Here is a 14,560-nt window from a genome sequence, read left to right as displayed (position 1 = left end):
TCAGTCCGGCCCTCGACCCGTAACTTCGCGAGGCAGAGGGGGTGCAGAGGGAGCTCAGGCCACGTGCAAGACATGATCGCCGCCAAGTTCGATCCGCCCGTGTGGATGGGCGAGCAGATCAGCCGCGACCTGCTGCTTGAACGGCTGAACGGCGCGTTCACCCATCGCCTGACGCTCGTCCATGCTCCTGCCGGATACGGGAAGACGAGCCTTCTCGCCCAGTGGCGCGACAGCCTGGACCCCGCCGCGGCGCAGGTCGCATGGCTGACGCTCGAACACGACGACCGCGACCTCAAGCGGTTCGTGAACTACCTGCTGCTCGCCATGCTCCAGGAGAACGACGGCAGGTCCGTTTCCGCCGACCTGCCGCCCCGCGCCGCCCTGTCGGCGATCATCAACGGGCTGGCCGACCGCCCCGTGCCGGTCGTCCTCATCCTCGACGACCTGCACCACGCCTACAGCGAGCCGGTCGCGAATTTCCTCCAGTCGCTGGTGCGGCTCGCGCCGCCCAACTGCCACTTCATCTTCGCATCGCGCGACTACCCGTGGCTCGGCCAGTCGGTGCTGGCGGCCGAGGAGCAACTGCTGGAGATCGCCGCGGCCGATCTCAAGTTCTCGGCGCAGGAGGCCGAATGCCTCCTCTGCCGCACCGACGGGTCGCTGGAGACGATCGACATCGACACGCTGCTCGACCGCACGGAAGGCTGGCCGATCGCGGTGCAGCTCGCCTCGCTGTCGATCAAGCGCGGCCTCGGGGCCGAGCGGGTGATCGACGAGTATTGCGGATCGAGCTCTGACCTCGCGCGCTATCTCTCCGAGCAGGTGCTGATGACGCTGCCGCAGGAGACGCGCGACATCGTGCTGCGCACGGCGCTGCTTGACCGCCTGACGGGGGAAGCGGTCGATCTGCTCTGCGACCGGCAGGACGGCTGGATGGTGCTGGAACGGCTCGAGCAGCAGGGCGTCTTCCTCTCCCCGGTGACGTGGGAGCGCCGCGAATACCGCTATCACCAGCTGTTCGCCGATTACCTGCGCGATCGTTTCGAGCGTTCGGACCGCCCGCAGTTCACGGCGCTCCAGCGGCGGATCGCGCGCTGGTTCGCCGAGCGCGCCCAGATCGCCGAGGCGGTCAACCACGCCATATTGTCCGCCGACGACATGCTGATCGGGGACATCCTGGAAGAGGCCGGCGGCTGGCGGCTGATCCCGCAAGGCCTGCAAGGCGTCGCCGAGCGCGGCCTTGGGAAGCTGCCGCTGGCGCTCGTTCGCGCCCGGCCGCGCCTCGTGCTCGCGCTCGTCTATCTCCAGATCAAGCGCGGCGAGATCGGCGCGGCGCGCGCGGAGTTCGACCTGTTCGCGGCGGGCGCCGACGCGGCCGACATGCCGGTCGACCTGCGCACGGAAATCCGCGTCGTCGGCGATACGCTCTCCGACTACGAGAACCAGCCCGTCACCTTCGAGGACCTGCTCGCGCGCGAGGCGCTGCTCCGCAAGCTGCCCGCCAACGACCATCTCGTCCTCGCCAATTTCAGTGAGACGCTGGGCGCCAAGTACTACGAAGGCGGCTGGCTGGAACGCGCGCTTCAGCCGACGCTCGCCGCGCGCGATCACTACGTCGCCATCGGTTCGCTCTACAGCGACCTGTTCACGCGTTTCCTCGAAGCGCGGATCAAGCGCGCGCAGGGCCGCTCCAAGGAAGCGGGGACGATCCTGGAAACCGCATGGCGCGACACGGTCGACAACTTCGGCAGCCGCTCCGACCTCGCCGCGAACTGTGCCGCCTTTCAGGCCGAACTCCTCTTCGAACAGGACCAGACCGCCGAGGCGCGCGAGCTGCTGTCGTGGGCGCTGCCGCACATGGAGCAGTCGGACGGCTGGGTGGATGTCTACGCGGCGGCCTATTTCACCGAGGCGCGCGCGCTGGCGAGCGAGGGCGCGTTCGACGAGGCCTGCGACATCCTTGCGCGCGCGCGGCGCGTGGCGGCGCGGCGGCGGCTGCGTCAGCTGGAGATGCTGGCCGACATCTGCAATATCGACGTGCAGATCGCGCAGGGCGCGCCCGCGCAGGCCGTGCTCGCGGCTGCGGCGGTCATCGGCCTCGACGCGCTGGCCGACATGATGGCGGAGGAGTCGCCGCAGTACCGCCCCGTGGCGACGGCGGCGTCGCTGTGCCGGGTCCGCCTGCACCTGCTCGTCAGCGCGTGGGACCGGGCGCTGGAGGAAATCGGGCGGCTGCGCGCGTGGGCGGAGCAGCGGGGCGCCGGGCGCCTGCTGATCGACGTCAACATCCTCGCCGCCGCAGCCCTGCGCGGGCAGGGCGCGGCGGCGGAGGCGCGCTGCTGCTTCGACGAGGCGATCAGCATCGCCATGTTCCAGAACATCATCCGCCCGTTCGTGGAAGCGCGGCAGTTCGTGCAGCCCTGCCTCGACGAGGCGCTGCAGGCGGACGCGCAGCTCGGGCGGTTCCGCGCGCAGTTCCTGAAATCGCTGGCCAAGGCGCTTGCCGCCCATCGCGGCAGCGCCACGGTTTTCGGCGTGTTCAGCGAGGCGGAGGCCGAGGTGCTGCTCTATCTGAGCCAGGGGCATTCCAACAAGGAGATCGCCCGGCTGATCGGCATGTCTCCGGACACGGTGAAATACCGGCTGAAGTCGGTTTTCCGCAAGATCGGCGTCAGCAAGCGCCGCGACGCGGTCCGCATCTCCGCCGAACGGGGGCTGATACCGAGCAGCGAACCGGTCGCGGCGCACACGCATTGAGGGACGCCGCGACGGGTATTACCCGTCGGCTTTCTTGACTCGAATCTCTGTACAGGGACAAAAAAGTCCCGGATCAGAAACCTTGGGGAGTCGGGATGCTGTCCGATTTTCGCTTCGACCGCCTTTTCATCGGCGGCGCATGGGCAAGCCCGGTCGACGGCGGCGTCCGGCCGAGCATCGACCCCGCGCGGGGCGCCCCGTGGGGCGATGTCGCCTACGGCGGGGTCAGGGACATTGATCGCGCGGTGGCAGCGGCGAAGGACGCGTTCGAACCGTGGCGGAAGATGCCGCCGTGGGAGCGGGCGGCGCTGATGCGCAGGTTCGCGGATCTCTACGCGACGCAGGTCGATGCGCTGGCGGAGATCGAGACGCGCGACAACGGCCGCGCCGTTCGGGAATCCCGCGGCGACATCGGGCTGCACGCCCAATATTATCACTGGTTCGCGTCGCTGGCGGACAAGCTCGGCGGGCGCACGATCCCGATGGACGACAGCGTGCACGCGTTCACGACGCGGCATCCGGTCGGCGTCGTCGGCGCGATCACGCCGTGGAACGTGCCGCTGATGGCGGCGGCGTGGAAGCTCGGCCCCGCGCTCGCGGCGGGCTGCACCGTGGTGCTGAAGCCCGCCGAGCAGACCCCGGCATCGTCGCTCGCACTCGCACGGATTTTCGAGGCGGCGGGCTTTCCGGCGGGCGTCGTCAACGTCGTGCCGGGGGACGGGCCGGTCGCCGGCGCGCGGCTCGTCGCGCATCCCGACGTCGCCAAGATCAGCTTCACGGGCGAAGGCGCGACGGCGAAGACCATCCTGAAGGCGGGGGCGGACACGCTCACCCGCTGCACCTTCGAACTCGGCGGCAAGGCGCCGCACATCATCTTCGCCGATGCCGACGTCGAGCAGGCGCTGAACGCCGCGACGGGCTCGGCATGGGCGCTGTGCGGCCAGAGCTGCGCGCTCGGCAGCCGCGTGCTCGTCGAGCGCCCGGTCTACGACCGGGTCGTCGAGGCGTTCCGCGAACGCGCCGCGCGCGTGCGCGTCGGTATGCCGCTCGATCCGGCGACGCACATGGGTCCGCAGGCCCATGCGCAGCAGCTCGAAAAGACGCTGTCCTACGTGGCGATCGGGCGCGAGGAAGGCGCCGAGCTGGTGACGGGCGGCGCGCGGATCGACCGCGCCGGACTTTCCGAGGGCTTCTTCGTCGAGCCGACCGTGTTTGCCGGCGTAGCCCCGGGAATGCGGATCGCGCAGGAAGAGATCTTCGGGCCGGTTGCCGCGATCATCCCTTTCGAGGACGAGGAGGATGCGATCGCCATCGCCAACTCGACGCCCTACGGCCTCGCCGCGGGGCTCTGGTCCGGCGATACCGGCCGCGCGCACCGGGTCGCCGCCCGGATCGAGGCGGGCATGGTGTGGGTGAACACCTATCGCTACATCCGCTGGTCGACGCCCTACGGCGGCGTCAAGGCCAGCGGCTGGGGCCGCGAGAACGGCATCGAAGGGCTCGACCCGTTCCTCGAGACCAAGACCACCATCGTTTCGACCACGGGCAGGTTCCCGGACCCGTTCGCAGCTTGAGGAGAACGCCATGCGCCTTCAGGGCAAACTCGCCGCCGTCACCGCTGCCGCGTCCGGCATGGGGCGCGCCGGTGTCGAACGCTTCGTGCGCGAAGGCGCGCGCGTCGCCGCGATCGACATCAGCAAGCCTGCGCTCGATGCGCTCGTCGCCGATTTCGGCGCCGGAAACGTCGTGCCGATCGTCGCTGACCTCGTCGATCCCGACGGCGCGAAGGACAGCATCGACGCCGCCGCCGCCGCGCTCGGCGGACTCGACATCCTTTGGGCGCACGCGGGGATGCCCGGCCCGGCCTCGGTCGAGAATCTTGATCTCGCCGCCTATGACAAGGCGATCGCGCTCAACGTGACGTCGGCGGCACTCGGCGCCGGGAAGGCGGCGCCGCACATGCGCGCGCGCGGCGGCGGCGCGATCCTTTTCACGGCTTCGGTATCGGGACTGGTCGGCTCGATGATGAGCCCCATCTATTCGGCTGCGAAATGGGGCGTCGTCGGCCTCGCGAAGTCGCTCGCGCTGGCGCTCGCGGCCGACAATATCCGTGTCAACGTCGTGTGCCCCGGCCTTGCCGACACGCCGATGAAGATCGGCTTCACCGGCCGCAGCGGCGATCCGGCCGAAGCCGCCGCCAACGAGGCGAAGCTGATGGCGGCGGTGCCGATGGGCCGCCTCGTGAAGCCGGGCGAGGTCGCCGACGCGGCGCTGTGGCTCGTCTCGGACGAGGCGAGCTTCGTGACCGGCGTGGCGCTGCCCGTCGACGGCGGCTTCACGGCGCGCTGAATGGACGGCCGGGAGAGGCCGGCGGCTTCCCGGGCCGCTGCGCTTCGGCCATACGGATGTCCGGGCTCCTCTTCAGGCAAACAGCACCATGATCGTGAGACAGGCCGCGAATGCGCTGGAAATCCTCGAATACTTCGCCAGACGGCTGAAGCCCGCGACGGCGGCCGAAATCGCGGAAGACCTCGGCTGGCCGCGTTCGAGCACGTTCAAGCTGGTGGGCACGCTCGCGTCGAAAGGCTATCTCTACGAGCCGCGTGGACGGGGCGGCTATTACCCCGCCTCCCGCTGGCTGGTGCTTGCCGAAGCAGTGACGCGCGCCGAGCCGCTTCCCGAAAAATACCTGCGTCTTGCCCGCGACCTGATGACGGCGACCGGAGAGACGGTGGCGATCTCGGCGCCGGCGGGCGTCCACGCGATATTCGTCGACGTCGCGGAATCGCCCCAGCCCGTCCGCTACTTCGCGAAAGCGGGCGACCGGGTGCCGATCCACGCGAGCTCGGCGGGACGGGCGCTGCTCGCGCAGATGCCGAAGGACGAGCGCGCGCGGCTTTACCGGAAGATCGACTTCATCGCCTACGCGCCGACGACGCCGATGAGTCCCGACGCCGTCGAGGCGCGGCTCGAGGAAGCGGACGCGATGGGCTGGCACCAGAGCAACACCGAGTATACGCCCGATCTGGCGGGGGTCGCCATGCCGCTCACCGGCAGCGAACGTCTTCTGTCGGTGGTGGTGGTGGGACCGGTATCGCGATGCCTCGACCGGCGGCCGGAGCTGGCCGCGGTCGTCACCCGGCATCTTGCCGGGCTGAAATAGGGCAGTAGCGTCGGTTTCACGGGTGCGCGTGCTTTCGCGCGCATCGCAGGCGGGAGGGCATGACATGACGAACGACCCGAGGGTAGTGATCGCCGGGACGCCGATGCGGACCCTGCAGATCGTCGTCGTGGCGCTGTGCATCGCGCTGAACGCGCTGGACGGATTCGATGTGCTCGCGATCAGTTTCGCGGCCCCCGGCATCGCGGAGGAATGGGGCGTGGACAAGGCGACGCTCGGCGTCGTCCTGTCCATGGAGCTTTTCGGGATGGCGGCCGGGTCGGTCCTGATCGGCAATGTCGCCGATCGCATCGGGCGGCGGCCGACCATCCTCGGATGCCTCGTGCTGATGACGTTCGGCATGTATGCCGCGACGCTCGCAAGCGGTGTCGAGATGCTGTCCGCGATCCGGTTCCTCACCGGCATCGGCATCGGGGGCATGGTCTCCACGACGAGCGCGATGGTCGCCGAGTTCTCGAACGACAAGCGGCGGGGATTGAACGTCGTTCTCAACATCGCCGGGTTTTCGACCGGCGCGATCCTCGGCGGCCTCCTCGCCACGAAGCTGCTTGCGGTGACGGGCGACTGGCGCTCCGTGTTCATGCTGGGCGCCGTGGCGACCGCGATCATGATTCCGCTCGTCCTCCTGTTCCTGCCGGAATCCATCGACTCGCTGATTGCGCGGCGTCCGGCCGATGCGCTGGTTCGCATCAACCGGACCCTGAAGCGGCTCGGCCATCCCGAGATCGACGTGTTGCCGCCGCCGCCCGCGCGCGTGATCAAGCCGTCCATCGCATCGCTGTTCACGCACGACTATGCGCGTGTCACGATCCTGCTCACGACCGCCTATTTCGCGCAGATCCTGTTCTTCTATTACATCCAGAAATGGATCCCGAAGATCGTCGTCGATCTGGGTTTCGATGCGTCGCAGGCCGGCGGCGTGCTGGTCGCCGCCAATGTCGGCAACCTGCTGGGCGCGGTCGTCATCGGCCTTGCGAGCCAGCGTTTCAAACTGCGTCCGCTCGTCATCGGTGCGATGATCGCGGGCTTCGTCGCGATCGGCGCGTTCGGCCTTGCGGGCGCAGACCTGACGCGTCTCTCGATCACGGCCGCGGTGGCCGCCTTCTTCGTCAATGCGGGCGTCGTCGGCCTGTACCCGATCTTCGCGGAGACCTACCCGGCGGCGCTGCGGGCCAGCGGCACGGGCTTCGTGATCGGCATCGGCCGCGGCGGATCGGCGGTGGGCCCCGTCGTAGCGGGCGCGCTCTTCGCGGCCGGCAACAGCCTTCTCGTCGTATCGCTCGCGATGGGGCTCGGGGGGCTCGTCGCAGCGGCGATGATCCTGTCGTTGCCGCGGCGCTGAGCGCGTTTCGGGATCGGCCGGATCGGCCTTGGGCAAGGGGGTGTCATGGCGGGATGGAAAGCATGGAGCGGGCTTGCGATTTGCATGGCCCTGCTTGCGCTCTGGACGCTTCGCCCGATCGGCGTCCATCCGCCGGGGAGCATCGAAACGGCGTTCGACACCGAACGCGCGATCGGGCGGCTCGCGGTCATTCTCGGCGACCAGCGCCCGCACCCGACGGACAGCGAAGCCAATGACGCGGTCGAGCAGCGGCTGCTTGCCGAGATACGCAAAGCCGGATTTGCGCCGCTCGTCCGGGAACGCTTCCATTGCAACGCGATCCGGGAAGGCGCGGCGATCTGCGCCCGCCCCCGCAACATACTGTTCTGGGTGACGCCGCCCGGCGACGACGCGGTGATGCTGGCGGCGCATTATGATTCCGTACCGGCAGGCCCGGGCGCCGCGGACGACGGTATCGGCATCGCGGTCATCCTGGAGGTCGCGCATCTTCTGAAAGGGCGCGACCTCGCGCGGCCGGTGCTCGTGCTGCTCAGCGACGCCGAGGAGGCCGGGCTTGTCGGTGCGGCCGCCTTCGCCGCGCACGACCCGCTGCGCGCGCAGGTCGGGGCCGTCGTGAACGTCGAGGCGCGCGGCACGACCGGCGGCGTCAACATGTTCCAGACGAGCCGGCCCAATGCCCATGATCTCGACGCCCTGATCGCGGGCGGGCAGATGGCCTCGGCCAATGCGCTCGCGACGGATTTCTACGAGCTTCTGCCCAACGACACCGACCTCACCATGTTCCTGCCGATGGGCGTCGACGCCGCGAACTATTCCATCATCGGCGCGGGCAAGCGCTATCATACGCCGCTCGACGATCTTTCGCATCTGGACGTGCGCTCCGTGCGCCACATGGGCGCGAGCGTCCTTGCCGCTGCGACCGGCTTTGCGGAGACACGGCCGAAGGGGGCGGAAGGCGAGCGCGTCTTCACCGATCTCGACCGCAAGGTCACGCTCGTGCTGCCGCACGGCGCGGCGGTCGTTCTCCTCGGGCTCGGCGCGGCCGCGGCCGCCGTCGTCTTTCTGCGCGCGGGCCGCGGCGGGCGACGGAAGGCGATGCTGCTGCCGCCGCTCGCGCTGATCGCGGGGGTGGGCGCATCGGTGGCCGTCGGCGCGCTAATCGCGGCGCTGAGGGCCGATGCGGCGTTCGGCACCGCCTATCCCGCCGTCCTCAGGCTCGCCTTTGCGGCGGCCGCGCTTGCGGGCGCGGGACTCGTCGTCCACCTGATGCGCGCGGAGAACCCGTCGCGGTCGGCCGCATCCGCCTGGATCTGGATCAGCGTGCCGATCCTCGCGGCTTTCGTGTTCATCCCGGGATTGTCGATCCTGGCGGCATGGCCTCTCGTCGCGGTCATCGCCGCCGCGGCCGCGTCATGCTTTGCGCCGTCGTGGCGTTTCGTGGTCCTGTTGCTCGCGGTCGCGGCGGTCCTGTTCACCGTCATCGCCCTTCCCCTCGCCGGGGGACTCGAGGAAGGATTGTTCATCGAGAATTCTGCGCCGGTGAGCGCGCTCCTCGTTCTCATGCTCCTGCTGTTCATGCCGCTGCATGGTCCGCGCTCGCATCTCGTCCCGGCGGTTTGCGCCGTCATCGCTCTGGGCGCGACCCTCGCCGCCCTGACCGTGCCTGCCTACACGCGCGGCGCGCCCCGGCATCTTTCCGTGGTCCATGAAGATGCGGACGGGAAGGCCGCGTTCCTGGTGGAGAACAACGGCCCGATTCCGGAATCCATGAAGGCGGTCGCGGATTTCGCCGATACGCCAGACGACAACGGCAACTGGCACGCGCCGGCACCGGCAATCGTCGACGACGGCACCGTCGAGGTTCGTTTCGATTCTACGCTCGGGGACGAACGGAAGATCGTCATCGCGGTGGATTCGCCGCTGGCCGACCGGCAGGAGTTTCTCATCGCGAAGGGCGGCGCAATCCGAAGCGTGACCGTCAACGGTACGCGGCCGGACATCAGGGGCATCCCCGCCTATGTCGGCTGCACCGGCCGGTCGTGCCGGCGAATGGAAATCGCGCTCCTGCTCGCTTCCAATGGTCCGCTGCCCGAAATCCGCTGGCGTCGCACCCGATATGCGCTCGGCGAGGGCATGAAGAGGCTGGTCGAGAGCCGACCGGACACGGCGCAACCCGTGCATGTGGGCGACCGGCAAGTCCTCGTGCGGACGATCGGGATGGAGTGATCGCACGGGGAATCGCCGCATTTTTTACGATGGATGCGCGAGGAGCCGTTCCACCGGGCGCGCCACGAGCAGCATGACCAGAACCGCGCCGAAGGCGAGCGCGGCGTGCAGCGCGAAGAAACTGGCGTGGCTCAGCGTCTCCCACAGTCCGGCGAGTGTGCCGACGAGGAGATTGCCGAGAAAGATGGAAAGAAAGAGGACGCCCATCATCGTCGAATTGACCTGCGCGGGCGCCGCGCGCGAGAATAGCGCCAGCAGCGTCGGCCAATAGAAGATGAACCCGAGGGCGTTCAGCGCGTAGAGCATGACCGGCCAGATCGGGCCGAGCGTCGCGCCGTTGTCGGCCCATCCGGCGGGGATGACCATCAGCAGGTTGGCGCCGGAAATGATGAGATAGCCGATCGTGATCTTCCGGATGTCCCCCGGTTCGCGGCCATGTTTCGCCTGCCGGTGCCATAGGGAGACCAGCAAGGGCACGGCGAGAATGCAGAAGAGGCCGTCGAGCGCGTTGAACGACGGCGTCGGAATGGTCCAGCCGAACAGTCCGCGGTCCACTGACGCCTCGATGAGCAGCAGGCCGGCATTCATTTCCTGATAATAGGCCGCGCAGGGCAGAATCCCGATCGCGCTCAGGAACAGCAATGCGGCAATGACCCGCCAGTCCCTCGCCGTCAGCGGCGCGGACGAAACCGTGCCGCGTTGCCGCTTGCGGTCGGGAGGGAGATGCTTCCAGCCGGTGCAGTAGGTGATGAGCGCGACGAGCATGAGCGCGCCGGCCGCGCCGAAGCCGACATGCCAGCCGTAGACCTGCGCGAGGATGCCGCAGACGAGGGGGCCGAGCAGGGCGCCGGTGTTGATCGCGCCGTAGAAGATCGCGAAGGCGCGGGTGCGCCGCCCCTCGTCGTCCGGCTGGTACAGATGCCCGACCTGCACGGAGATGTTGCCCTTGAGGCACCCGGTTCCGGCGATCAGCAGCGACAGCGCGATCAGGAAGCTGGCGTCGAACGCCATCAGGCCATGACCCGCCACCATGAGCAGGGCGCCCAGCACCACGGCACGGCGCTGGCCGAGAAGCCGGTCGGCGAGCAATCCGCCGAAGACCGGCGTGAAATAGACGAGCCCCGAATAGAGGCTGAACACCTGGCTTGCGAACGCCTGGTCGGAAAGCGGCCCGGTCAGCGCCTCGATCCCCGCCCGCAGCCGGTCGAAACCGAGCACGCCGTCCGCGACCTCCGGCGTCAGCAGACGCTGGATCATGTAGAGCAGCAGCAGCCCAGACATGCCATAGAAGGAAAGGCGCTCCCATGCCTCCGTGAAGGCGAGATAGGCGAGGCCCTTCGGGTGGCCGAGGAAGCTCCGGTCCTCGCTGCCGGTGGCGGAAAGGGATGCAGCCGGGGCCGTTGCCATCGGGTCAGGCGCTTCCGGCGCGTGCGAGGTCAGATTTCAGCGAGCGCACCGCGGCATGGAAATGCCATGCCGCCCAGATACCGGTGAGCCCGAAGCCCGCGAGGGCATAACGCAGCGAATGGACGGGATCGGCGATCCGGCTGGCAAGCACGTCCGACACGAAGCCGATCAGTTGCGGTGCAATCGCGAGGTTCGCGATGTTCGCCGTGAACAGCAGCACGGCGACCGTGAAGCCGCGGACATCGGGGCGTGTCAGATTCTGGATGAGCGCGAGGGTGGGGCCGATCATCACGTTGATGAACGGGACGAAAAGCCAGAGCAGGGCGATGGCGGTCGCGCGGTCGGAGACGACGTGGGCCGCGACGCCCGGAATCGTGATCAGCAGCGTGAGGCCCGCGAGGAAATAGCACTGCCATTTCGGGTCCATGCGCGCCATGCGGATCATCAGGGCCATCGCCGCCACCATCGCCGCAGCGCCGGCCGCGCCGCTCATCAGGCCGACCTGAAGCCCGGCCTCTCCCACGCTGAGGCCGTGGGACCGGCCGAGGAAGGCGGGTGTCCACCAGACGAGGCCGCCGCCCGCAAACGTCGCCACCGTGCCGCCGGCGATCACGTGCATCAGCGCGCGCTGCGAGCGGATGAAGTCGAGGCCTTCGCGGAAACCCGGCTTTCGAGCGTCGGCGGCGACGCCCGGATCGCACGCGCCGCGGCGCGGCTCGCGAATGGTGAGGAGCATCAGGAGCACGGGCAGGCTGGCGAAGGCGAAGATGATGAGGCAGGTGCGCCAGCCGAACTGTTCCGTGAGCAGCCCCCCGCCGATGCCGCCGATCGCAGACCCGAGCGAGACGCCGAGCGCGTAGATCGACATCGCGACAACGCGCTCGGACGGACGGAAATAGTCGGCGATGATGGAATGCGAGGGCGGCGTTCCGCCGGCTTCGCCGATACCGACGCCGATGCGCGCGACGAGCAGTTGCCAGAAATTCTGCGCAAGGCCGCAAAAGGCCGTGAACAGCGACCAGATCGCCAGCGCCCAGCCGATCATCTTCCGGCGGTTGACACGGTCCGCAAGGATGCCGAGCGGCAGACCGGCGGTCGTGTAGAAAAGCGCGAGCGCGACTCCCGTGAGGAAGCCGACGGCGCTGTCCGAAAGCGCGAACTCCGCCTTGATCGGTTCGATGAGCGTCGAAAGCACGAAGCGGTCGGCGATGTTGAGCGCATAGACCAGCGTCATCACGGCGAGCACCCAATAGCGCCCCGGCAGGCGCGCGCCGGACGAAGGCGGCGGCGCTGACACCGTGCCGGATGCGTTGACGTCCATTTGGTCCCTCCCGACGCACGCGGCGAATGTCATCGCGTGTTGCCGCCGCCTCCCGCGTGCCGACAGAAAGAGCCGCAGCCCGTCATCTTGTCAATACATAAGTGTATGTCTCGATGAACGGGATCGAAGGCTGGTCCGACGTTTGCCGGGCGCTTCAAAAGGGTGAGGCGAGGAGAAAATGCCCAGCGTGGGCCTTCAGCCAGTTGCTTACGGACGCAATCGCCGGCGCGGCCGAAAACTCTTTTGGGTAAGCAAGCCAATAGGAGGCGGGGCTTTTCACTTTCAGGGGGAATGGGGCTGTGAGCGCGCCGCTTTCGAGCAGGTTTCCGACCAGCGCCGTTCGGCCCATCGCGACGCCCTGATCGTTGAGCGCGGCCTGGATCGCCATGTCGGCGAGGCTGAAGAACCGGCCGTGCGTCCGTAGGGCAGGCAAGGCACCGGCTTCCTCGAGCCAGGTCTCCCATTCCGCATCGTTGCCGCCGCCGCTCCAGGCATGGGCATCGTGCAGGAGTGTACAGTCTGCGAGCCCGTCAGGCGTCTTGAGGCCGGGATGGGCTTCCAGATAGCCGGGCGTACAAACGGGCGTGATATACTCGTCGAACAATCTTTCCGAGTGAAGGCCGGCAAGCGGCTGCGTCGATTGTTCGATCGTGATGTCGAAATCCCGTTCCGACAGGTCGATATCGCCGTATTCGGCGATCATGAAGAGCTTTATCTCCGGGTACCTGGCATAAAAGTCGTTGAGGCGCGGCATCAGCCAGCGCAGGGCGAAGGACGGATTGACGCGTATGCGGATTTCCGTGCTTGCGCGCCCCACGCTGAGCGCGCGCGCCTCGTTTTCAATGTCCGTCAGGGCCTTCCGGACGATGAAGGCGAAGCGTTCGCCTTGCTCCGTGAGCGCGATGCTCCGGGGCAGACGAAGGAACAGCTTCTGTCCCAGCGCCTCTTCGAGATGCTTGATCTGCTGGCTCACCGCGCCGTCCGTCACATGGAGCTCGGCCGCCGCTTTCCGGAAACTCAACTTGCGCGCGGCGGCTTCGAAAAAGCGGAGCGAGGCGAGGGTCTGCGAGTTCAGGAACATGCTTTAGCGGCGCTCGTCCATGCCTTAGGACTACTGGTTTGTCTTGTGTGCGGCGACAGGTCAAACCGGCTGCAATCGCAACGCACCGGTTCGCGTCGGCGCTTCGCCGCGTCCGCGCACAGGCAAACGGATATGTACAGGGAATATGCTGACGATCAAGAAGCCGTTTCTTCTCCTTATCGGCGACATGACCAACCCGCGCAACGCGAAGACCGCGTTCGGCCTGCGCGATTGGGCGCGCGAAGATTGCATCAGCCAGCTCGTATTCTCCGAGGACGCGGTCGATCTCGGCCTGCCCCGGATGACGGTGGAACAAGCTGCGCAGGAGGGCGCGAAAACCGCCGTGATCGGTATCGCGCCGCAGGGCGGCGTGCTGCCGGCGCACTGGGTGCCGGTCTTGCAGGCCGCGCTTCGGGCCGGGCTCGACATCGCGTCCGGGCTCCACAGCCGACTGAAGGATATTCCGGAAATCGCGGAGCTGGCGGCAACGCTCGGCCGCACGCTCCACGACGTGCGCCACAACACGCTTTCCCTGCCGGTGGGCAACGGCAAACCCCGTTCCGGGCTACGCCTGCTGACCGTCGGAACGGACTGCGCGCTGGGAAAGAAATATACGGCGATGGCGATCGCGCGGGGAATGAAGGCGCGGGGATTGAAGGCCGATTTCCGCGCGACCGGCCAGACCGGCATCCTGATTGCCGGGGGCGGAATTGCGGTCGATGCCGTGGTCGGCGACTTCATCTCGGGCGCCGCGGAGATGCTGTCGCCCGGCAACGATCCGGATCACTGGGACGTGATCGAGGGGCAGGGCGCGATCCTTCATCCCGCCTATGCCCCGGTGACGCTCGGGCTGCTCTACGGCTCGCAGCCGGATGCCCTCGTCCTTTGCGACGATCCGCTGCGGGAGAGGCTGAACGATTTCCCGCACGTCCGATGCCCGACGGTCAGCGAGGCCATGAACGCCTACCTGCCGCTGGCGCGCGCGGCCAATCCCGCGGCGCGCTTCGTCGGCATATCGCTGAACACGTCCGCGATGCCCGAAAGCGAGGCGTTCGAGACGCTGCTTCGGACGGAGGAAGAGACGGGACTCGCCTGCTTCGATCCGATGCGGACGGGCGTTGAGACCGTCGTGGACGTGCTGGCCGATTTCCCTCGGGCCGATGCGGCCGAGGGCAAAGAGCTGAAAATACAATGATGTATGTTGAAGCCTATGCGTCACCCGTGAAGCAGGCTATGCCGGCCGGG

General features: G+C 68.0%; 10 protein-coding genes. 7 read left to right on the top strand and 3 right to left on the bottom strand.

Features of this window, described 5'->3' with window-relative positions:
• The first annotated feature begins 72 nt into the window (after nucleotides 1–72).
• The 6 genes from PE061_RS20890 (at nucleotide 73) to PE061_RS20865 (ending at nucleotide 9,506) form a co-directional block, all read left to right on the top strand.
• Nucleotides 73–2,757 (top strand): helix-turn-helix transcriptional regulator, encoded by a 2,685-nt coding sequence (locus PE061_RS20890; protein ID WP_271259258.1) that lies wholly within the window; start codon nucleotides 73–75, stop codon nucleotides 2,755–2,757.
• Between the two features lie 95 nt (nucleotides 2,758–2,852).
• A complete protein-coding gene (locus PE061_RS20885) occupies nucleotides 2,853–4,331 on the top strand; it encodes an aldehyde dehydrogenase (RefSeq protein WP_271257056.1) in 1,479 nt (492 codons plus the stop codon).
• Between the two features lie 10 nt (nucleotides 4,332–4,341).
• Nucleotides 4,342–5,106: an SDR family NAD(P)-dependent oxidoreductase gene (locus PE061_RS20880; protein ID WP_271257055.1), complete on the top strand. Its 765-nt coding sequence runs from the start codon at nucleotides 4,342–4,344 to the stop codon at nucleotides 5,104–5,106.
• A gap of 88 nt (nucleotides 5,107–5,194) precedes the next feature.
• Nucleotides 5,195–5,920: an IclR family transcriptional regulator gene (locus tag PE061_RS20875; RefSeq protein WP_271257054.1), complete on the top strand. Its 726-nt coding sequence runs from the start codon at nucleotides 5,195–5,197 to the stop codon at nucleotides 5,918–5,920.
• Nucleotides 5,921–5,984: 64 nt separating this feature from the next.
• A complete protein-coding gene (locus PE061_RS20870) occupies nucleotides 5,985–7,280 on the top strand; it encodes an MFS transporter (protein ID WP_271257053.1) in 1,296 nt (431 codons plus the stop codon).
• Nucleotides 7,281–7,325: 45 nt separating this feature from the next.
• A complete protein-coding gene (locus PE061_RS20865; protein WP_271257052.1) occupies nucleotides 7,326–9,506 on the top strand; it encodes a M28 family peptidase in 2,181 nt (726 codons plus the stop codon).
• Between the two features lie 24 nt (nucleotides 9,507–9,530).
• Here PE061_RS20865 and PE061_RS20860 read toward each other — a convergent pair whose 3' ends face one another.
• The 3 genes from PE061_RS20860 to PE061_RS20850 all read right to left on the bottom strand — a co-directional run bounded on the left by PE061_RS20860 (nucleotide 9,531) and on the right by PE061_RS20850 (nucleotide 13,315).
• The gene (locus tag PE061_RS20860; protein ID WP_271257051.1) at nucleotides 9,531–10,913 is read right to left on the bottom strand and encodes a peptide MFS transporter; all 1,383 of its coding nucleotides are present in this window, start codon (nucleotides 10,911–10,913) and stop codon (nucleotides 9,531–9,533) included.
• Nucleotides 10,914–10,917: 4 nt separating this feature from the next.
• Nucleotides 10,918–12,234: a spinster family MFS transporter gene (locus PE061_RS20855; RefSeq protein ID WP_271257050.1), complete on the bottom strand. Its 1,317-nt coding sequence runs from the start codon at nucleotides 12,232–12,234 to the stop codon at nucleotides 10,918–10,920.
• A gap of 154 nt (nucleotides 12,235–12,388) precedes the next feature.
• Nucleotides 12,389–13,315, bottom strand: a complete 927-nt coding sequence (locus PE061_RS20850) for a LysR substrate-binding domain-containing protein (protein ID WP_271257049.1) — start codon at nucleotides 13,313–13,315, stop codon at nucleotides 12,389–12,391.
• Nucleotides 13,316–13,460: 145 nt separating this feature from the next.
• Between PE061_RS20850 and PE061_RS20845 the strand changes: the two genes are divergently transcribed.
• Complete coding sequence (locus tag PE061_RS20845) at nucleotides 13,461–14,510, top strand: DUF1611 domain-containing protein (RefSeq protein WP_271257048.1); 1,050 nt, start codon at nucleotides 13,461–13,463, stop codon at nucleotides 14,508–14,510.
• Nucleotides 14,511–14,560 lie beyond the last annotated feature (50 nt).

The sequence above is a fragment of the Sphingosinicella microcystinivorans genome, from assembly GCF_027941835.1.
Taxonomy (GTDB): Bacteria; Pseudomonadota; Alphaproteobacteria; order Sphingomonadales; family Sphingomonadaceae; genus Sphingosinicella.
This window is presented reverse-complemented; position numbering and strand designations above follow the sequence as displayed.